The 20,553-nt window shown below is 56.5% G+C and carries 14 protein-coding genes; 11 read left to right on the top strand and 3 right to left on the bottom strand.

Annotated features, from left to right (window positions below; genetic code table 11):
* Window positions 1-5 precede the first annotated feature (5 nt).
* Together gudD and LRS40_RS11610 are read left to right on the top strand one after the other, a co-directional pair.
* Window positions 6-1,346 carry a glucarate dehydratase gene (gudD, locus tag LRS40_RS11605; RefSeq protein ID WP_231313883.1) on the top strand — a complete coding sequence of 447 codons (1,341 nt, stop codon included), beginning with the start codon at window positions 6-8 and terminating at the stop codon, window positions 1,344-1,346.
* A gap of 87 nt (window positions 1,347-1,433) precedes the next feature.
* Window positions 1,434-2,573 (top strand): glycerate kinase, encoded by a 1,140-nt coding sequence (locus LRS40_RS11610; protein WP_156264544.1) that lies wholly within the window; start codon window positions 1,434-1,436, stop codon window positions 2,571-2,573.
* Window positions 2,574-2,629: 56 nt separating this feature from the next.
* Here LRS40_RS11610 and barA read toward each other — a convergent pair whose 3' ends face one another.
* On the bottom strand, window positions 2,630-5,389 hold the full coding sequence (gene barA / locus LRS40_RS11615) for a two-component sensor histidine kinase BarA (protein WP_231313741.1): 2,760 nt from the start codon (window positions 5,387-5,389) through the stop codon (window positions 2,630-2,632).
* Window positions 5,390-5,446: 57 nt separating this feature from the next.
* Here barA and rlmD point away from each other — a divergent pair, with 57 nt between their 5' ends.
* The 5 genes from rlmD to eno all read left to right on the top strand — a co-directional run bounded on the left by rlmD (window position 5,447) and on the right by eno (window position 13,178).
* On the top strand, window positions 5,447-6,745 hold the full coding sequence (gene rlmD, locus LRS40_RS11620; protein WP_231313742.1) for a 23S rRNA (uracil(1939)-C(5))-methyltransferase RlmD: 1,299 nt from the start codon (window positions 5,447-5,449) through the stop codon (window positions 6,743-6,745).
* Between the two features lie 52 nt (window positions 6,746-6,797).
* Complete coding sequence (relA, locus tag LRS40_RS11625) at window positions 6,798-9,035, top strand: GTP diphosphokinase (protein ID WP_231313743.1); 2,238 nt, start codon at window positions 6,798-6,800, stop codon at window positions 9,033-9,035.
* Window positions 9,036-9,146: 111 nt separating this feature from the next.
* Window positions 9,147-9,938 carry a nucleoside triphosphate pyrophosphohydrolase gene (gene mazG / locus LRS40_RS11630; RefSeq protein WP_231313744.1) on the top strand — a complete coding sequence of 264 codons (792 nt, stop codon included), beginning with the start codon at window positions 9,147-9,149 and terminating at the stop codon, window positions 9,936-9,938.
* A 224-nt stretch (window positions 9,939-10,162) separates the two neighbouring features.
* On the top strand, window positions 10,163-11,800 hold the full coding sequence (gene pyrG / locus LRS40_RS11635) for a glutamine hydrolyzing CTP synthase (RefSeq protein ID WP_032613682.1): 1,638 nt from the start codon (window positions 10,163-10,165) through the stop codon (window positions 11,798-11,800).
* Window positions 11,801-11,882: 82 nt separating this feature from the next.
* A complete protein-coding gene (gene eno / locus LRS40_RS11640) occupies window positions 11,883-13,178 on the top strand; it encodes a phosphopyruvate hydratase (RefSeq protein WP_032613680.1) in 1,296 nt (431 codons plus the stop codon).
* A 54-nt stretch (window positions 13,179-13,232) separates the two neighbouring features.
* On the opposite strand, the gene LRS40_RS11645 is transcribed toward eno, so the two are convergent.
* A complete protein-coding gene (locus LRS40_RS11645) occupies window positions 13,233-14,450 on the bottom strand; it encodes a glycosyltransferase (RefSeq protein ID WP_231313745.1) in 1,218 nt (405 codons plus the stop codon).
* A 254-nt stretch (window positions 14,451-14,704) separates the two neighbouring features.
* Here LRS40_RS11645 and queE point away from each other — a divergent pair, with 254 nt between their 5' ends.
* Together queE and LRS40_RS11655 are read left to right on the top strand one after the other, a co-directional pair.
* Window positions 14,705-15,376: a 7-carboxy-7-deazaguanine synthase QueE gene (queE, locus tag LRS40_RS11650; protein ID WP_142486931.1), complete on the top strand. Its 672-nt coding sequence runs from the start codon at window positions 14,705-14,707 to the stop codon at window positions 15,374-15,376.
* A gap of 74 nt (window positions 15,377-15,450) precedes the next feature.
* Complete coding sequence (locus LRS40_RS11655; protein WP_142490018.1) at window positions 15,451-16,236, top strand: SDR family oxidoreductase; 786 nt, start codon at window positions 15,451-15,453, stop codon at window positions 16,234-16,236.
* A gap of 57 nt (window positions 16,237-16,293) precedes the next feature.
* On the opposite strand, the gene queD is transcribed toward LRS40_RS11655, so the two are convergent.
* Window positions 16,294-16,659 (bottom strand): 6-carboxytetrahydropterin synthase QueD, encoded by a 366-nt coding sequence (gene queD / locus LRS40_RS11660; protein ID WP_185902389.1) that lies wholly within the window; start codon window positions 16,657-16,659, stop codon window positions 16,294-16,296.
* 304 nt (window positions 16,660-16,963) lie between these two features.
* On the opposite strand from queD, the gene cysJ reads away from it, so the two are divergent.
* Together cysJ and cysI are read left to right on the top strand one after the other, a co-directional pair.
* Window positions 16,964-18,769, top strand: coding sequence for an NADPH-dependent assimilatory sulfite reductase flavoprotein subunit (cysJ, locus tag LRS40_RS11665; RefSeq protein ID WP_231313746.1), 1,806 nt, complete (start codon window positions 16,964-16,966; stop codon window positions 18,767-18,769).
* Window positions 18,769-20,481 carry an assimilatory sulfite reductase (NADPH) hemoprotein subunit gene (cysI, locus tag LRS40_RS11670; RefSeq protein WP_231313747.1) on the top strand — a complete coding sequence of 571 codons (1,713 nt, stop codon included), beginning with the start codon at window positions 18,769-18,771 and terminating at the stop codon, window positions 20,479-20,481. Before cysJ ends, cysI begins: the two co-directional genes overlap by 1 nt.
* Window positions 20,482-20,553 lie beyond the last annotated feature (72 nt).

Consider the following 20,553-nt stretch of genomic DNA (forward strand, 5'->3'; position numbering starts at 1 on the left):
ATTGAATTATGAGTACATTTACTACGCCTGTTGTCACTTCCATGCAGATCATTCCGGTTGCCGGCCATGACAGTATGCTGATGAACCTGAGTGGGGCCCATGCCCCGTTCTTCACCCGTAATATTGTGATTATCAAAGACAACTCAGGCCATACCGGCGTGGGTGAAATCCCGGGCGGCGAAAAGATCCGCAAAACGCTGGAGGATGCGATCCCGCTGGTGGTAGGCAAAACCCTGGGGGCCTACAAAAACATTCTCAATGCCGTACGTAATGAGTTTGCCGACCGTGATGCGAGCGGTCGCGGCCTGCAGACCTTTGACCTGCGTACCACTATTCATGTGGTCACCGGCATTGAAGCCGCAATGCTCGACCTGCTGGGCCAGCACCTTGGCGTCAACGTGGCGTCACTGCTGGGTGACGGGCAGCAGCGTACTGAAGTCGAGATGCTGGGCTACCTGTTCTTCGTCGGCAACCGCAAGCTGACCCCGCTGCCGTACCAGAGCCAGCCGGATGAGCAGTGCGACTGGTATCGTCTGCGCCATGAAGAAGCGATGACCCCGGACGCGGTTGTCCGTCTGGCAGAAGCGGCCTATGAGAAGTACGGCTTTAACGATTTCAAACTGAAAGGCGGCGTGCTGGCTGGTGAAGAGGAAGCTGAATCTATCATCGCCCTGGCGAAACGCTTCCCGCAGGCGCGCGTCACCCTCGATCCAAACGGGGCCTGGTCGCTGGAAGAGGCGATCCGCATCGGTAAGCGCCTGAAGGGCGTGCTGGCCTATGCGGAAGATCCGTGCGGCGCCGAGCAGGGCTTCTCCGGTCGTGAAGTGATGGCCGAGTTCCGCCGCGCCACCGGTCTGCCAACCGCCACCAACATGATTGCCACCGACTGGCGTCAGATGGGTCATACCCTCTCCCTGCAGTCGGTCGACATTCCGCTGGCGGATCCGCACTTCTGGACCATGCAGGGTTCGGTACGTGTGGCCCAGATGTGCCACGAGTTTGGCCTGACCTGGGGCTCGCACTCAAACAACCATTTCGATATCTCACTGGCGATGTTCACCCATGTGGCTGCGGCCGCGCCGGGCAATATCACCGCTATCGACACCCACTGGATCTGGCAGGAGGGCAACCAGCGCCTGACCAAACAGCCGTTCGAAATCAAGGGTGGGATGGTGAAGGTGCCGACCACGCCAGGCCTGGGCGTTGAACTGGACATGGATCAGGTGATGAAGGCGCACGAGCTGTATCTGCAACACGGTCTTGGCGCGCGCGACGACGCGATGGCGATGCAGTACCTGATCCCGGAGTGGACTTTCAACAACAAACGCCCTTGCATGGTGCGTTAAGTCCGGTGCCGGTTCCTGCGGGAGTCGGCATTTTCTCTTGCGTGACGGGTGTATGCTTATGGTAGTCAACATGCGTAAGGACGGCTTATGAAAATAGTTATCGCACCGGACTCTTATAAAGAGAGCCTGAGTGCCCTGGCTGTGGCGACGGCAATAGAGCAGGGATTTTGCGAGATTTTCCCCACGGCAGAGTACGTCAAACTGCCGGTCGCCGATGGCGGTGAAGGCACCGTGGAAGCAATGGTTGCTGCCACCCAGGGAGACATTATTCAGGTGCGGGTAACGGGGCCGCTCGGCGGGCATGTTGACGGTTTTTATGGCCGCTCCGGTGATGGTAAAAGCGCGTTTATCGAGATGGCGGCAGCCAGTGGTCTGGAGCTGGTGCCTCCGGCCCAGCGTAATCCGCTGAAAACCACCTCCTGGGGAACCGGGGAGCTGATCCGCCATGCGCTGGATGCGGGTGTAAAACATATCATCATTGGCATTGGCGGCAGCGCCACTAACGATGGTGGGGCAGGGATGGTGCAGGCGCTGGGCGCGAAGCTGCTGGACGAGCAGGGGAACGCCATTGGTGCTGGCGGCGGCGAGCTGGAAAAGCTGGCGCGCATCGACATCAGCGGTCTGGATAAGCGGCTGGCAGCGTGCCGCATTGAAGTGGCCTGCGACGTTACTAACCCGCTGACCGGAAACAATGGCGCAAGTGCCGTGTTTGGCCCGCAGAAAGGGGCAACGCCGGAGATGATTACGCGCCTCGACGGCGCGCTGACGCAGTATGCCCGCATCATTGCCCGCGACCTCGACGTTGACGTGCTCGGCCTGGCCGGCGGCGGTGCCGCAGGCGGTATGGGCGCGGCGTTATACGCTTTTTGCGGCGCACAGCTGCGCCAGGGCATTGAGATCGTAACCGATGCGCTCAACCTCGACAGCCAGGTGGCCGACGCCGATCTGGTGATCACCGGGGAAGGGCGAATCGACAGTCAGACCATTCATGGCAAAGTCCCGGTGGGAGTGGCAAAGATTGCGAAACGCCACAATAAACCGGTGATTGGTCTGGCAGGTAGCCTCACGGCGGATGTCGGCGTGGTGCACGATCATGGTATAGACGCGGTGTTCAGCGTGATCTACACCATCTGCACGCTTGAAGAGGCGCTGGAAGACGCCGCAGAAAACGTGCGGATGGCAGCGAGAAATATAGCGGCGGTGTTGAAGGTGGGGATGAATGTGTAGCCTCTGATGTTTATTCCCTCTCCCCTTTAGGGAGAGGGTTAGAGTGAGGGGGGGACTTACGACCCCAGCACCTTCATCGCTTCCCGTGTGACGTTATCCATCTCATCCAGCAGCTCCAGAAACTCCGGCTCAAGCTCGCTTTCCGGCGTCCCGGAACGCAGCTGCTGCTCCAGTAAATGACACAGATTTTTCAGGCGCGGCACGCCACTGTATCCGCAGCTGCCGTGCAGCTTATGGATCGCCTCGACAAGATCTTCCGGGTTTTCACCCACCAGCTGCTCTTCCACTTTATTGCGGATCTCCGGCAGGAAGGCCACCAGCATCTGCAGCATCTCCCGCGCGAGGTCATTTTTGCCCGCCGCCTGACGCAGCGCCAGCTGCCAGTCGAGGGTGGCACTGACGCTAACCTGGCTCCCGGCGGCTTCCGGAGGGGCGATCCAGTTGCCTGTCGCCGGACCGGGCTTGTAACGCAGCAGCAGGCTGTGCAGCTTCTCTTCTTCTATCGGTTTTGCCAGATAGTCGTTCATCCCGGCGCTTAATAACTTCTCTTTCTGGCCCGCCATCGCATGCGCAGTCACGGCGATCACCGGGGTTAGCTGCTGATGGGGCAGTTGGCGAATCAGCTCGCAGGCGCGGATCCCGTCCATGCCAGGCATCTGAATATCCATCATGATCAGATCAAACTGCATCTGCCTCGCCCGCTCAACGGCCTGTAGGCCACTCTCGCAAAGTTCGACATGCTGGACCTGATCCTCCAGCAGGGCGCCAATCAGCTTCAGGTTGGCTGGGTTGTCATCCACCGCCATCACGGTCATCGGCAGCTTGCTCTCATCGCTAACGATTGGTGCGGCGTAATGGTTCAGACGGCAGTATTCGGTCAGGGTTGGCAGCAGGCGCGTGGCGGTGAGCGGTTTCAGCAGACAGGCGGCCGCCCCGTCATGTTTAAGCTCTTCGGCGTTGATCTGCGCATGGCACGGCAGGGCCAGCAGCAGGTAATCGGTCATCGAGGCCGCTTTTGCCAGCCGCTCCTGCTGCATGGTCAGCTCGCCGGTAAAGGTCACCGGGATGCCCATCAGCAGAATGTCGTAATGGTCAAACGGCAGCGCGGAGAACGCCGGACTGTAGATCACCTCCAGCGGGGTGGTGCTTAACACGTCCAGCGTACTTTGCGCGGCGGCGGTATTGGCCTCCACGTACGCCAGCCGTTTACCCTGTAGACAATCCATCGCCGATCGATCGGTCAGGACATTCGGATTCAGGTCGAGGTTGATATGGAACCAGAAGGTCGATCCCCGGTTAGGCTGGCTATGGAAGGAGATATCGCCCCCCATCTCGTTAACCAGTTTCTGGGTGATCACCAGCCCCAGACCGGTGCCGCCATGGCGTCGGGAAATGCTGGCGTCGGCCTGACGGAAGGCCTGGAACAGCCGGGACTGATCGCGTTCCGGGATCCCAATACCGGTATCACGGATCTGCACTTCAAGCTGTACCTTGGTATTGCTGATGGCGCGTTTTTCGACCAGCACGTCAATGTTGCCGCTCTCGGTGAACTTGATGGCGTTGCCCACCAGGTTGGTGATCACCTGCTGCAGGCGCAGCGGGTCGCCAATCACGTTATCCGGCACATCATTCTTAATGTTCAGCGTCAGTTCCAGCCCCTTGTCGTGGGAGGAGTGTGCCAGCAGGGTGACCACCTCATCCAGCGTGTTACGCAGCGGGAACGGGATGCTCTCCAGAATCAGTTTACCCGCTTCGAGCTTGGAGAAGTCCAGCACGTCATTGATGATCGCCAGCAGGTTGTTGGCCGAACGTTCAATGGTATGCAGATGGTCGCGCTGGGTCGGGTTGAGTTCGGTCTTCAGGGTCAGGCGGGTAAAGCCAATCACGCCGTTGAGCGGGGTGCGCAGCTCATGGGACATGTTGGCCAGAAACTCCGATTTAATGCGGGCCGCTTCCTGGGCGCGCTTTTTGGCCAGATCCAGCTCGACGTTCTGGATCTCCATCTGCTCAAGGGTTTCACGCAGGTCGGAGGTGGCCTGATCGACGTTATGCTGCATCTCCTCATGGTAGGCCGCCAGCGACATGGCCATCGAGTTGATGCCATTTTTCAGCATATCCAGCTCGCCCAGCATAAAGCCTTCGACGCGGCTGTCGAGCTGGCCCCGACGGATACGGTCAACAGTATTTACCATGTTGCGGATCGGACTGGTCACGTCGCGCATCAGACGCCAGCCGAAAATAAGCGCAATGCCGATACAAAACAGCATCATCACCGTGGAGATAAAAATTTCCCTGTACTGCTGCAGCCGCACGGACTTGAGATCCAGCTCCAGCGCCACATATCCCAGCATGTTGTTATTGGGCTTGGCATCCGACCCGGCAGATTCATCCGGTGAATAGCTTTCCGAGATGATTGGCGTGCGCAGGATCATCTTCTCGTCCTGGCGGATCACGCTCAGCCGCGCCGGGAAGGGCATACCGGCCGGGAGCTTCAGCGTACCGGGGTCCTGCTGGATATTGGAGGTCACAAACAGGCGATTATGTTGGTCATAGACCGAGATCGCCCGCACAATATCCGAATGACGGCGGTGCAGGATGCTAATGAGCTGGCCAATAGACTCGCGATTTTGCAGGGTCATACCGTACTCGCTGGACACCGCCAGCGGTTCAATAATGCTGGCTCCGGCATCCTCAAGCTGGCGCTGCAGGTCGTTATAACGGTGCACCACAAAGAAGGTACTCAGCAGTAAACCAATGAGTACGGTAGGGGCGAGGATCAAAATCATCATGCGCGCACGCAGGCTGTAGTTGGTCATGGAGTTCCGTTATGGGACAATTAGAGTCAATATGTTCATTTGAGAAAATACCCGGCAATGGCGCAATTCTACTCTGCAAAGCGGCGCGTGACGACGCGTCAGATCATAACTGTTGATGTGACAGACCTCGACCCCTTCGGTCAGGGGGTGGCGCGCCATAATGGTAAGGCCTTGTTTATTCCCGGCCTGCTGCCCGACGAACGTGCGGAGATCGCCCTGACGGAAGAGAAACGTCAGTACGCGCGCGGGCAGGTAAAACGCCGCCTCAACGACAGCCCGCAACGCGAGACGCCGCGCTGTCCGCATTTTGGGGTCTGCGGCGGCTGCCAGCAGCAGCATGCCAGCATCGCGTTGCAGGAGCGCAGCAAAAGCAACGCCCTGGCGCGCTTGCTGAAGCACGACGTCAACGAGGTGATTGCCGATAAGCCGTGGGGTTACCGCCGCCGGGCGCGCCTGAGCCTGAACTATCAGCCGAAAACCGCGCGTCTGGAGATGGGCTTTCGCAAAGCCAACTCCAGCGATATCGTCGATGTGAAACAGTGCCCCATTCTGGTGCCCCGTCTTGAGGCATTGCTGCCAGAAGTGCGCAAATGCCTCTCTGACCTGCAGGGTATTCGCCACCTGGGCCACGTCGAACTGGTGCTGGCAAACAGCGGCCCGCTGATGGTACTACGTCATACTGCACCGCTTTCGGCCAAAGATCGCGAAAAACTGGAACGCTTTTCGCATTCCCATGAGCTTGACCTTTATCTCGCCCCACAAAGCGAGATACTTGAGCAACTGAGCGGTGAAACGCCCTGGTATGATTCAGACGGGCTACGCTTAACGTTCAGCCCGCGCGATTTCATTCAGGTCAATGACGGCGTTAACCAGCAGATGGTGGCGACAGCGCTGGCCTGGCTGGATATTCAGCCGGAAGATCGGGTGCTCGATCTGTTTTGCGGGATGGGCAATTTTACTTTGCCGCTGGCAAAACGGGCGCATAGCGTGGTCGGCGTGGAAGGTGTAGCGGCGCTTGTAGAGAAAGGACGCGACAACGCGATTCACAATGCGCTGCAAAACGTGACATTTTTTCACGAGAATCTGGAAGAGGATGTCACCCGGCAGCCCTGGGCGGCGCACGGCTTCGACAAGATTCTGTTGGATCCGGCACGTGCAGGCGCGCCAGGCGTGATGCAGCATATTATTAAACTCGCCCCTGAACGTGTGGTCTATGTTTCCTGTAACCCGGCGACGCTTGCCCGGGACAGCGAAGCATTACTGGCGGCGGGTTACCAGATTCAGCGTCTGGCTATGCTTGATATGTTCCCGCACACTGGACATCTGGAATCAATGGCGTTGTTTGTACACAACTGATGAATTTCGGCTTGTCGAATTCGACAGGCAAGGGTCCCTAAAGGAGAGGACAATGGTTGCGGTAAGAAGTGCACATCTCAATAAAGCTGGTGAGTTTGACCCACAAAAATGGATCGCAAGTCTGGGGATTGCCAGCCAGCAGTCGTGTGAACGCTTAACCGAAACCTGGGCCTATTGTCTGCGCACCACGAAGGGGCATCCCGATGCGGAGCTGCTGCTGTGGCGCGGGGTGGAGATGGTGGAAATCCTCTCCATGCTGAGCATGGATATCGACACCCTGCTCGCCGCCATGCTGTTCCCGCTGGCCGATGCCGAGGTCGTCTCCGAAGAAGTGCTGCGCGAAAGCGTCGGTAAATCGATCGTGTCGCTGATCCACGGCGTGCGCGACATGGCGGCGATCCGCCAGCTGAAGGCCACCCACACCGACTCCGTCTCCTCCGAACAGGTCGACAACGTTCGCCGTATGCTGCTGGCGATGGTGGATGACTTCCGCTGCGTGGTTATTAAGCTTGCCGAACGCGTCGCCCATCTGCGGGAAGTGAAGGACGCGCCGGAAGACGAACGCGTGCTGGCGGCGAAAGAGTGCACCAATATCTATGCCCCGCTGGCGAACCGGCTGGGGATCGGGCAGCTGAAATGGGAGCTGGAAGATTACTGCTTCCGCTATCTGCACCCGGCGGAATACAAACGTATCGCTAAACTGCTGCACGAGCGCCGTATCGATCGCGAACACTATATCGAGGAGTTTGTCGGCGGCTTACGTCAGTCGATGAAAGAAGAGGGCGTGAAGGCCGAAGTCTACGGTCGGCCGAAGCATATCTACAGCATCTGGCGCAAAATGCAGAAAAAGCATCTCGCCTTTGATGAGCTGTTTGATGTGCGCGCCGTGCGCATCGTGGCCGAGCGTTTGCAGGACTGCTACGCCGCGCTGGGGATTGTTCATACCCACTTCCGCCACATGCCGGATGAGTTTGACGACTACGTCGCCAATCCGAAACCGAACGGCTACCAGTCGATCCATACCGTGGTGCTGGGGCCGGGCGGTAAACCGGTCGAAATCCAGATCCGCACCAAACAGATGCACGAAGAGTCCGAGCTGGGCGTTGCCGCGCACTGGAAGTACAAAGAGGGCACCTCAGGCGGGGCGCGCTCCGGCCACGAGGATCGCATCGCCTGGCTGCGTAAGCTGATTGCGTGGCAGGAAGAGATGGCCGACTCCGGCGAGATGCTCGACGAAGTGCGCAGCCAGGTCTTTGACGACCGGGTCTACGTCTTTACGCCGAAAGGCGACGTGGTTGACCTGCCGGCAGGCTCAACGCCGCTCGACTTCGCCTACCATATCCATAGCGACGTGGGGCACCGCTGCATCGGCGCCAAAATTGGCGGGCGCATCGTGCCGTTCACCTATCAGCTGCAGATGGGCGATCAGGTGGACATCATCACCCAGAAACAGCCGAACCCGAGCCGCGACTGGCTGAACCCGAACCTGGGCTATATCACCACCAGCCGTGGACGCTCCAAGATCCACGCCTGGTTCCGCAAGCAGGATCGTGACAAGAACATCCTTGCCGGTCGCCAGATCCTTGACGACGAGCTGGAGCATCTGGGCATCCACCTGAAAGATGCGGAAAAGCAGCTGCTGCCGCGCTACAACTTCAACGAGCTGGATGAGCTGCTGGCCGCCATCGGCGGCGGGGATATTCGTCTTAACCAGATGGTGAATTTCCTGCAGGCGCAGTTCAACAAACCGAGCGCGGCGGAGCAGGATGCGGCGGCGCTGAAGCAGCTGCAGCAGAAGAGCTACACTCCGCAGCACCGCAGCAAAGAAAAAGACAACGGCAGGGTCGTGGTGGAAGGCGTCGGTAACCTGATGCACCACATTGCCCGCTGCTGCCAGCCGATCCCGGGTGACGAGATCGTCGGCTTTATTACCCAGGGGCGCGGGATCTCTATCCACCGTGCGGACTGCGATCAGCTCGAGGATTTACAGTCTCACGCGCCCGAACGTATCGTTGATGCGGTGTGGGGCGAGAGTTACTCTGCGGGCTATTCGCTGGTAGTGCGGGTTTCGGCCAACGATCGCAGCGGCCTGCTGCGCGACATTACCACCATTCTGGCGAACGAAAAGGTGAACGTGCTGGGCGTCGCCAGCCGCAGCGACACCCGTCAGCAGCTCGCCACCATCGATATGACCATCGAAATCTATAACCTGCAGGTGCTGGGCCGGGTGCTCGGCAAGCTGAACCAGGTGCCAGATGTGATCGACGCCCGTCGTCTGCACGGCGGGTAATCCATCGCACATTCTTCTCCCCGGCGGCGCGTTGCTTGCCGGGGCTACGCTTCACGTAGGCCGGGTAAGGCGCAGCCGCCACCCGGTATTACCGATTTAACAGGATAAGACATGACCCAAATCGACCGCCTGCTCGGCATTATGCAACGTCTGCGCGACCCGGAAACCGGCTGTCCGTGGGATAAAGAGCAGACTTTCGCCACCATCGCCCCCTACACCCTGGAAGAGACCTACGAGGTGCTGGATGCCATCTCCCGGGAAGATTTTGACGATCTGCGCGGCGAGCTGGGCGACCTGCTGTTCCAGGTCGTGTTCTACGCCCAGATGGCCCAGGAAGAGGGACGCTTTGATTTCAACGATATCTGTGCCGCCATCAGCGATAAGCTGGAGCGCCGCCACACGCACATTTTTGGCGATGCCACCGCTGAAAACAGTACTGAAGTGCTGGCCCGCTGGGAGCAGATCAAAAGCGCAGAACGCGCTGAAAAATCGCAGCATTCAGCGCTGGACGATATCCCGTTAAGCCTGCCGGCGCTAATGCGCGCGCACAAGATCCAGAAACGCTGCTCGACGGTCGGGTTTGACTGGACCTCATTAGGCCCGGTGCTCGATAAAGTCCATGAAGAGATCGACGAAGTGATGCACGAAGCGCAGCAGGCGGTGGTGGATCAGGAGAAGGTCGAAGAGGAGATGGGCGATCTGCTGTTTGCTACCGTCAACCTTTCACGTCATTTGGGCGTCAAAGCCGAAGTGGCGCTGCAAAAAGCCAACCTCAAATTCGAACGCCGTTTCCGGGAAGTGGAGCGCATTATCGCTGCCCGCGGCCTGGAAATGACCGGCGTGGACCTTGAGGCGATGGAAGAAGTATGGCAGGAAGTAAAACGCCAGGAATCTGATCTCTAACGAGTTTTTGCGATCAAGCGCAATTTGTGTGATTTTTTAAATGACAAGCGCTTGATTTGCGTCAAAAACATTTACCCAAAAGGGGCTATTTTCTCACTCCCAATATGAGTCAAAGCCTGAGACAGGAGACGGAGAATGAAAGTTTGTGGCGCTCGCCGTGTTCGGGTATACTACTTTCCCGTCCTGGTTATTCCATCGTTTCACCCTAACTTCTCAGGTTCAGCATGACAACGAACTATATTTTTGTGACCGGCGGGGTTGTATCCTCTCTGGGTAAAGGCATTGCCGCAGCCTCCCTCGCAGCCATTCTTGAAGCCCGTGGCCTCAATGTGACCATGATGAAGCTGGATCCGTACATCAACGTCGATCCAGGTACCATGAGCCCGATCCAACACGGGGAAGTGTTCGTTACTGAAGACGGCGCTGAAACCGACCTGGACCTGGGTCACTACGAGCGTTTCATTCGCACCAAAATGACCCGTCGTAACAACTTCACGACTGGCCGTATCTACTCCGACGTTCTGCGCAAAGAGCGCCGTGGCGACTATCTGGGCGCTACCGTTCAGGTTATCCCGCACATCACCAACGCCATTAAAGAGCGCATCATTGCCGGTGGCGAAGGCCACGACGTGGTGCTGGTCGAAATCGGCGGTACCGTAGGTGATATCGAATCCCTGCCGTTCCTTGAAGCGATTCGCCAGCTGGCGGTGGATATCGGTCGTGAACACGCGCTGTTCATGCACCTGACCCTGGTGCCGTACATGGCTGCCGCAGGTGAAGTGAAAACCAAACCGACCCAGCACTCCGTGAAAGAGCTGCTCTCCATCGGTATTCAGCCTGACATCCTGGTTTGCCGTTCCGATCGTGCCGTTCCGGCCAACGAACGTGCGAAAATTGCATTGTTCTGTAACGTGCCAGAAAAAGCCGTTATTTCAATGAAAGATGTCGATTCCATTTATAAAATCCCGGGCCTGTTGAAATCACAGGGTCTGGACGATTATATTTGTAAACGATTCAGCTTGAACTGTCCGGAAGCTAACCTGTCTGAATGGGAACAGGTTATTTATGAAGAAGCGAACCCGGCAGGCGAAGTGACTATCGGTATGGTCGGCAAGTACATTGAACTGCCGGACGCCTATAAGTCCGTTATCGAAGCGCTGAAACACGGTGGCCTGAAGAACCGCGTAACCGTCAACATCAAGCTGATTGATTCGCAGGATGTTGAAACCCGCGGTGTCGAAATTCTGAAAGATCTGGATGCTATTCTGATCCCTGGCGGCTTCGGCTACCGTGGCGTTGAAGGCAAGATCGCTACCGCACGCTATGCGCGTGAAAACAATATTCCTTACCTCGGCATTTGCCTGGGTATGCAGGTTGCGCTGATTGAATTTGCCCGCAACGTGGTGGGGATGGAAAACGCGAACTCTACGGAATTTGTGCCAGACTGTAAGTACCCTGTTGTGGCGCTTATTACCGAATGGCGCGACGAAGAAGGTAACGTCGAAGTCCGTACCGAGAAGAGCGATCTGGGTGGCACAATGCGTCTGGGTTCTCAGGCCTGTCAGCTTTCCGACGACAGCCTGGTACGCCAGATGTACGGTGCGCCGACAATCACTGAACGCCATCGTCACCGTTATGAAGTCAACAACCTGCTGTTGAAACAAATTGAAGCTGCGGGCCTGCGTATTGCGGGCCGCTCCGGGGATGATCAGTTGGTCGAGATCATCGAAGTGCCGAACCACCCATGGTTCGTCGCCTGTCAGTTCCACCCGGAATTTACTTCTACGCCGCGTGATGGACATCCGCTGTTTGCTGGCTTTGTGAAAGCCGCCAATGAGTTCCAGAAGCGTCAGGCGAAGTAAGAAAAGTTAGAACGGCAGCGCGTACCAGGGGTACGCGTTGTTTGTCTGGAGTTTTAGTTTAACTTGTACTGAGGAAAATCTAATGTCCAAAATCGTTAAAGTCATCGGTCGTGAAATCATCGACTCCCGTGGTAACCCGACTGTTGAAGCCGAAGTACACCTGGAAGGTGGTTTCGTCGGTATGGCAGCTGCGCCGTCAGGTGCATCTACTGGTTCCCGCGAAGCGCTGGAACTGCGCGATGGCGACAAATCCCGTTTCCTGGGCAAAGGCGTAACCAAAGCTGTTGGCGCGGTTAATGGCCCAATCGCACAGGCAATCCTTGGCAAAGACGCCAAAGACCAGGCTGGCATCGATAAAATCATGATCGATCTGGACGGTACTGAAAACAAATCTAACTTCGGTGCGAACGCAATCCTGGCTGTTTCCCTGGCGAACGCCAAAGCAGCTGCTGCTTCTAAAGGTCAGCCACTGTTCGAACACATCGCTGAACTGAACGGCACTCCAGGCAAATACTCTATGCCAGTTCCGATGATGAACATCATCAACGGCGGCGAGCACGCAGACAACAACGTTGATATTCAGGAATTCATGATTCAGCCAGTTGGCGCGAAAACCCTGAAAGAAGCAGTACGTATGGGTTCTGAAGTGTTCCACAACCTGGCTAAAGTTCTGAAAGCTAAAGGTATGAACACTGCTGTAGGTGACGAAGGTGGTTATGCACCTAACCTGGGTTCCAACGCCGAAGCACTGGCTGTAATCGCTGAAGCGGTTAAAGCAGCAGGCTACGAGCTGGGCACCGACATCACCCTGGCGATGGACTGTGCAGCATCTGAATTCTACAAAGACGGTAAATACGTTCTGGCTGGCGAAGGCAACAAAGCCTTCACCTCTGAAGAGTTCACTCACTTCCTGGAAGACCTGACCAAACAGTACCCAATCGTCTCTATCGAAGACGGTCTGGACGAATCTGACTGGGATGGCTTCGCATACCAGACTAAAGTACTGGGCGACAAAATCCAGCTGGTTGGTGACGATCTGTTCGTAACCAACACCAAGATCCTGAAAGAAGGTATCGAGAAAGGCATCGTTAACTCCATCCTGATCAAATTCAACCAGATCGGTTCTCTGACCGAAACTCTGGCTGCGATCAAAATGGCGAAAGACGCTGGCTACACTGCAGTTATCTCTCACCGTTCAGGCGAAACTGAAGACGCGACCATCGCTGACCTGGCTGTTGGTACCGCTGCTGGCCAGATCAAAACGGGTTCTATGAGCCGTTCTGACCGTGTTGCTAAATATAACCAGCTGATTCGTATCGAAGAAGCGCTGGGCGAAAAAGCACCATACAACGGTCGTAAAGAGATCAAAGGTCAGTAATTCATTCTGAACCTTCATCTTTAGAAAAAACCCGCTTCGGCGGGTTTTTTTTTATCATGACACCGTCGGTACGCTATGACGTGTACATACCGCCTGTTCAATAATATCGGCAGCCCGTGCTGCCCCTCCGGCGTTTCTCAGTTGAGTCTGGAGGGCGGTGATGCGCTGCGTGTACTGCTTATTTTCCAGCAGGTCGAGAAGATGCTGGCTGAGCGTGCGGCTCGGCGAAAAACGGCAAGCCTTAAGGCCAATGCCGCTGAAGACTACTCGGGCGGCGACGCCTGGCTGATCAAACGCCAGAGGCACGGCGAGGATCGGCGTGGCGGTGGCGATGGCATCCATAACCGTATTCAGCCCTGCGTGGGTGATGACGGCGCTGGCATCGCGCAATACCGCCAGCTGATCGGTAAATCCTATGGTATGCGCCCCCGCATGTGCCAGCCGGGCGGTTTGACTGGCATTTAGTCCGTCACAGTGGGCAATAAGCAAGGGCACTCCAGCCTGTCGGCAGGCGCGGGCAATCTTGCGGAACAGCCCATAGCGGTAGCCCTGGAGCGTGCCTAATGACGCAAAAACAAACGGCTTTTTATTGCCGGAAGAAACCCTTGGCGGATCGTAGCGTAGCGGGCCTACCGCATGGAAGCAGGCGGGCAAGGTGCGTGGAAAATCAAAGCCTGGGATGGTCTGGCTGATTTGCGCCAACGGAGACAGGCATTGATCCAGCCTGGTGCGCGAGGCCAGACCAAATGCCCGGGCATGACGGGCAATGACCCGCCCCTGTCTCGACATCAGCCAGTCATAAACATCCGCGCTGGAGGCGTATAATTTCCGGCTGCGATCGCTGGTGCCATAGCGAAAAGGCATCACCGGCAAGGGGATGGTGTTATCCCGGTTTACCGGCAGGGCGCAGCAGATGGAGATAAAGGGCAGGTTGAGCGCTTGAGCAACCAGCCCTCCTGCCGGCTCCATCTGATCGACAATCACGGCATCAATATTGTGCCGTTGGAAGGCGAGGGGCAGTTCACGGCACAGCATATCGGTAACGCTTGCCATACCTGATATCAGGCGAAAAAACCCCGGCTCGTTTATCGCTGACGGCGTTGGGTGACCCACTGCGATGAAGTTTGCCTGCGGTTCCCTAAGCAAGGTGCGAGCCTCTTCCTGCTGAAAAAAAGTGACCCGATGGCCGCGCACGATAAGGTGTTTTGCCAGTGCTTCCATAGCGTGCATATGGCTGTATAACGGTAGCGTTATTACCGCAAAATGGCTCATTCTGCTTGTCCAGTATTCTGATGGCTACTCAGTCAAGGGGGTTAACATCGACGCGAGCCGGGTGGGCGATATCTTAAAAGCGTAGCGTAAGTTTTCATGTTTTTAACATTGCCTTCTGACGACGGCTTTCCACCTTAAGGCTGTTAACCTGGCTATCCTTAAACTGACAGGAATAAAATCGTGGCCAGGGTTGTTTTGCCTGATTATGTGCGATCTGCAATAATGCCCACCTGTAAATCTGACCAGAGATAACTATGCAGTACCCGATTAATGAGATGTTCCAGACCCTGCAAGGCGAGGGTTACTTCACCGGCGTTCCCGCTATCTTCATTCGTTTGCAGGGATGCCCGGTTGGCTGTGCCTGGTGTGATACCAAACATACCTGGGAAACGCTTAGCGATCGGGAAGTGTCACTGTTCAGCATCCTGGCCAAAACCAAAGAGAGTGATAAATGGGGCGCGGCGAACCCGGAAGATCTGCTGGCGATTATTGGTCGTCAGGGCTGGACGGCGCGCCATGTGGTGATCACCGGCGGGGAACCCTGCATTCACGATCTCTTGCCGCTGACCACACTGCTCGAAAAAAATGGCTTTAGCTGCCAGATTGAGACCAGCGGAACGCACGAAGTGCGCTGCTCCCACACCACCTGGGTGACGGTATCGCCAAAAGTGAATATGCGTGGCGGTTACGAAGTGTTGTCCCAGGCGCTGGAGCGTGCCGACGAGATTAAGCACCCGGTAGGGCGCGTTCGTGATATTGAAGCGCTGGATGAACTGCTGGCGACGCTGACCGATGACAAACAGCGGGTGATTGCTTTACAGCCGATCAGTCAGAAAGAGGACGCCACGCGTCTGTGCATTGAAACCTGTATTGCGCGTAACTGGCGACTGTCGATGCAGACTCACAAATACCTCAATATCGCTTAGCAATGACGTAGATATTGTCGGACGGGGGCATATTGTCCGGCAATCATTACGCTTCAGGGAGAGTAATTGACATGATGTCAACTGAGCCACTCAACGCATTTTCCATGGATTTTTTCTCGCTGAAGGGAAAGACCGCCCTGGTGACCGGCGGCAACCGAGGCCTGGGGCAAGCTTTTGCTGTGGCACTGGCGAAAGCGGGGGCCAATATTTTTATCGCGGGGATTAGCGATGAGAATGCCAGCACCCGCGAGCTCATCGAATTGCAAGGCGTTGAGGTTGAATTCATGTCAGTGGATATTGCCGGTGAGGGTATGCCCGAACGGATAATCAATGCCTGCTGTCAGCGTTTTGGTACCCTGGATATTCTGGTCAACAATGCGGGCATCTGTAAGCTAAACAAGGTGCTGCGTTTTGGGCGAGATGACTGGGATCCGATGATTGAGGTTAATCTCACGGCAGCATTTGAGCTCAGCCATAAAGCGGCAAAAATAATGATCCCGCGCCGTAGCGGTAAGATTATTAATATCTGTTCGGTTTTTTCATATTTAGGCGGAAGGTGGTCTCCGGCCTATTCAGCAACCAAGCATGCGCTGGCTGGATTAACCAAATCCTATTGCGATGAGTTAGGCGAATATAATATTCAGGTGAATGGTATTGCCCCTGGCTACTATCACACCGATATCACGGCAATAACGCACAGCACCCCAAAGGAATATAAGCGGGTACTTGAGCATATTCCTGCCAACCGATGGGGGGAGCCGCAGGATTTAATGGGGGCGGTAGTATTTCTTGCCAGCCGGGCCTCAGATTATGTCAATGGCCATATCCTGGCCGTAGATGGCGGCTATCTGGTGCGTTAGCGCGTTGAAAACGGTAAAGACCCGCCAGACGGCGGATCTGATGCGGGAAAGGGGAGATTACTCTCCGCGATACACACAGCCTGCCGTGCAGGTCTCTTTGATCATCACTGCGCTCAGCAGGGGCACCAGCGGCTTAATCTCATCCCAGATCCACTTCGCCAGCACTTCGCTGGTCGGATTCTCCAGTCCTGGAATATCATTCAGATAGTAGTGATCGAGACGGTTATAGGTTGGCTTAAACGCGGCCTTCAGCTCGGCAAAATCCATGATCCAACCGGTATGCGGATCGACTTCACCCGTGATCTCCAGGCGCACCATAAAAGAGTGCCCGTGGAGGCGACCACATTTATGCCCTTCCGGGACGTGAGGGAGATGGTGGGCGGCTTCGAAGATGAAATCTTTAAACAGTGTGGTGGACATCATGAACTCTCAAAAATGCGGAAAAAACCGCCGCATAATACCGGAAAGGACATTTTTTATCATTACCTAAAACGGCCATTCATACCCGGCTGGTTTTTTGAGACCATTAAATCTGTTTTTTCCTTTAATTTTCAATGTGTTAATTAATCGTTTTTATCGTTAAGAACGATAGCAAAAACAGGTTAGTCCATTTGGTTATTTATTATTTCCATCCCGTCTTTAATTGTTATGATCCGCGCCGTTAACCTTACACTCTGTTCTGTCTTTCAGATAAAAATTCAGCTTTGCTACTGGAACATAACGACGCATGACAACACAGGCCCCACCTTCAAATTTGCTTCCCCTGAACCCGGAGCAACTGGCACGCCTGCAGGCGGCCACCACTGATTTTTCGCCTACCCAGCTTGCCTGGGTCTCCGGTTATTTCTGGGGAATGCTCAATCAACAGCCGGGTGCTGTGGTAAGTGCACCGGCTGCGGCCGTTGAGATCCCGGCAATTACGCTTATCTCCGCTTCGCAAACCGGCAATGCCCGTCGCGTGGCGGAAGCCCTGCGGGACGATCTGCTCGCGGCCAAACTGAACGTGAACCTGGTGAACGCCGGGGATTATAAATTTAAGCAAATCGCGTCAGAGAAGCTTGTCGTTGTCGTGACCTCTACCCAGGGTGAAGGTGAGCCGCCTGAAGAAGCGGTTGCGCTGCATAAGTTCCTGTTCTCCAAAAAAGCGCCAAAACTGGCGGGCACCGCCTTTGCGGTCTTCGGCCTTGGCGACTCCTCCTACGAATTCTTCTGCCAGTCGGGCAAAGATTTTGACAGCAAGCTGGCCGAGCTGGGCGGTGAGCGCCTGCTGGACCGCGTAGATACTGATGTCGAATACCAGGCCGCGGCTGCTGAATGGCGCGCGCGCATTGTCGATGTGCTGAAAGCCCGCGTGCCGAAAGAGACGCCTGCGCAGGCAACCCTCACCGCGACGGGCGTGGTCAACGATATTCACACCAGCCCGTACACCAAAGAAGCCCCGCTGACGGCGAGCCTCTCGGTTAACCAGAAAATTACCGGTCGCGACTCTGAAAAAGACGTGCGCCATATCGAAATCGATTTGGGCGACTCCGGCCTGCGCTACCAGCCGGGCGATGCCCTTGGCGTCTGGTATCAGAACGATTCGGCGCTGGTCAAAGAGCTGGTTGAGCTGCTGTGGCTGAAGGGCGATGAGCCGGTCAGCGTAGACGGCAAAACCCTGCCGCTCTCTGAAGCGCTGCAGTGGCATTTCGAGTTGACCGTCAACACCGCGAACATTGTGGAAAACTACGCCACCCTGACCCGCAGTGAATCCCTGCTGCCGCTGGTGGGTGACAAAGCCAAACTGCAACAGTATGCCGCTACCACCCCAATCGTCGATATGGTGCGTTTTGCTCCGGCACAGCTGGACGCCGACGCGCTGATTGGCCTGCTGCGCCCGCTGACGCCGCGTCTGTATTCTATTGCCTCTGCGCAAGCCGAGGTGGAGAGCGAAGTCCACGTCACCGTGGGCGTGGTGCGTTATGACATCGAAGGCCGTGCCCGTGCCGGTGGTGCCTCCAGTTTCCTGGCGGATCGCGTGGAAGAAGAGGGCGAGGTGCGGGTCTTTATCGAGCACAACGACAACTTCCGTTTGCCAGCCAACCCGGAAACTCCGGTAATTATGATTGGCCCGGGCACCGGCATTGCGCCGTTCCGCGCCTTTATGCAGCAGCGTGCCGCCGACGAAGCGCCGGGCAAAAACTGGCTGTTCTTCGGCAACCCACACTTCACCGAGGATTTCCTCTACCAGGTGGAGTGGCAGCGCTACGTGAAAGAAGGGGTTCTGAGCCGCATCGATCTGGCCTGGTCCCGGGATCAAAAACAAAAAATATACGTACAAGACAAACTGCGCGAACAGGGCGCAGAGCTGTGGCGCTGGATCAATGACGGTGCCCACATTTATGTCTGCGGCGACGCCAATCGCATGGCGAAAGACGTTGAGCAGGCGTTGCTGGAAGTGATTGCTGAATTCGGTGGCATGGATACTGAATCGGCGGATGAATTTTTAAGTGAGCTGCGCGTCGAGCGCCGTTATCAGCGAGATGTCTACTAATGAGCGAAAAACATCCTGGCCCTCTGGTGGTCGAAGGCAAACTGTCTGATGCCGAGCGCATGAAGGTTGAGAGCAACTACCTGCGCGGCACCATTGCTGAAGATTTAAACGACGGTCTGACCGGCGGTTTCAAAGGCGACAACTTCCTGCTGATCCGTTTCCACGGCATGTACCAGCAGGACGATCGCGATATCCGTGCCGAGCGTGCTGAGCAGAAGCTGGAGCCGCGTCACGCGATGCTGCTGCGTTGCCGTCTGCCGGGCGGCATCATCACCACCAAACAGTGGCAGGCGATCGACAAGTTCGCCCATGACAACACCATTTATGGCAGCATCCGTCTGACCAACCGTCAGACCTTCCAGTTCCACGGCATTCTGAAGAAGAACGTGAAGCCGGTACACCAGATGCTGCACTCCGTCGGGCTGGACGCGCTGGCGACCGCCAACGACATGAACCGTAACGTGTTGTGTACCTCCAACCCGTACGAGTCCGAGCTGCATGCCGAAGCCTACGAGTGGGCGAAGAAGATCTCCGAACATCTGCTGCCGCGCACCCGCGCCTATGCTGAGATCTGGCTGGATCAGGAGAAGGTTGCGACAACCGACGAAGAGCCGATCCTTGGTCAGACCTATCTGCCGCGTAAGTTTAAAACTACGGTGGTGATCCCACCGCAGAACGATATCGATCTGCACGCCAACGACATGAACTTCGTGGCGATTGCCGAGAACGGCAAGCTGGTGGGCTTTAACCTGCTGGTGGGCGGCGGTCTGTCGATTGAGCACGGTAACAAGAACACCTACGCCCGCACCGCGAGCGAGTTCGGCTATCTGCCGCTGGAGCACACCCTGGCGGTGGCCGAAGCGGTAGTGACCACCCAGCGTGACTGGGGCAACCGTACCGACCGTAAAAACGCGAAAACCAAATACACGCTGGAACGCGTGGGCGTGGAGACCTTTAAAGCCGAAGTGGAGCGTCGGGCCGGCATCAAGTTTGAGCCGATCCGCCCTTACGAATTTACCGGTCGCGGCGATCGCATCGGTTGGGTAAAAGGCATCGACAATAAATGGCACCTGACGCTGTTTATTGAGAACGGTCGTATTCTCGATTATCCGGGCCGTCCGCTGAAAACCGGCCTGCTGGAAATTTCGAAGATCCACAAGGGCGAGTTCCGTATCACCGCCAACCAGAACCTGATCATTGCCGGCGTGCCGGAAAGCGAGAAAGCGAAGATCGAGAAGCTGGCGCGGGATCACGCTCTGATGGACGCGGTGAAACCGCAGCGTGAAAACTCGATGGCCTGCGTCTCCTTCCCGACCTGTCCGCTGGCGATGGCTGAAGCCGAGCGCTTCCTGCCGTCGTTCACCGATAAAGTGGAAGCGGTGCTGGAAAAACACGGCATTCCTGATGAGCATATCGTGATGCGCGTAACCGGCTGCCCGAACGGCTGTGGCCGTGCGATGCTGGCAGAGCTGGGTCTGGTGGGCAAAGCGCCCGGGCGTTACAACCTGCACCTGGGCGGGAATCGCAGCGGGACGCGCATTCCGCGTATGTATCGCGAGAACATTACGGAACCAGAAATTCTAGACTCCATAGACCTGCTTGTCGGGCGCTGGGCGAAAGAGCGCGAAGCGGGTGAAGGCTTCGGCGACTTTACGGTGCGTGCGGGCATCATTCGCCCGGTGCTCGATCCCGCAAGGGATTTCTGGGAGTAACATCCCACGGGTTTATCAGTTGTAGGCCGGGCAAACGCAGTGCCGCCCGGCAAAACAGGCAAACGAGGTTCT

The organism is Leclercia sp. G3L (assembly GCF_021117075.1).
Taxonomy (GTDB): Bacteria; Pseudomonadota; Gammaproteobacteria; order Enterobacterales; family Enterobacteriaceae; genus Enterobacter; species Enterobacter adecarboxylatus_C.

Coding starts and splice junctions, on each gene's coding strand:
- LRS40_RS11610 (WP_156264544.1), top strand. CDS start 1,434: ATGAAAATAGTTATCGCACCGGACTCTTATAAAGAGAGCCTGAGTGCC.
- barA (WP_231313741.1), bottom strand. CDS start 5,389: ATGACCAACTACAGCCTGCGTGCGCGCATGATGATTTTGATCCTCGCC.
- rlmD (WP_231313742.1), top strand. CDS start 5,447: ATGGCGCAATTCTACTCTGCAAAGCGGCGCGTGACGACGCGTCAGATC.
- relA (WP_231313743.1), top strand. CDS start 6,798: ATGGTTGCGGTAAGAAGTGCACATCTCAATAAAGCTGGTGAGTTTGAC.
- mazG (WP_231313744.1), top strand. CDS start 9,147: ATGACCCAAATCGACCGCCTGCTCGGCATTATGCAACGTCTGCGCGAC.
- pyrG (WP_032613682.1), top strand. CDS start 10,163: ATGACAACGAACTATATTTTTGTGACCGGCGGGGTTGTATCCTCTCTG.
- eno (WP_032613680.1), top strand. CDS start 11,883: ATGTCCAAAATCGTTAAAGTCATCGGTCGTGAAATCATCGACTCCCGT.
- LRS40_RS11645 (WP_231313745.1), bottom strand. CDS start 14,450: ATGAGCCATTTTGCGGTAATAACGCTACCGTTATACAGCCATATGCAC.
- queE (WP_142486931.1), top strand. CDS start 14,705: ATGCAGTACCCGATTAATGAGATGTTCCAGACCCTGCAAGGCGAGGGT.
- LRS40_RS11655 (WP_142490018.1), top strand. CDS start 15,451: ATGTCAACTGAGCCACTCAACGCATTTTCCATGGATTTTTTCTCGCTG.
- queD (WP_185902389.1), bottom strand. CDS start 16,659: ATGATGTCCACCACACTGTTTAAAGATTTCATCTTCGAAGCCGCCCAC.
- cysJ (WP_231313746.1), top strand. CDS start 16,964: ATGACAACACAGGCCCCACCTTCAAATTTGCTTCCCCTGAACCCGGAG.
- cysI (WP_231313747.1), top strand. CDS start 18,769: ATGAGCGAAAAACATCCTGGCCCTCTGGTGGTCGAAGGCAAACTGTCT.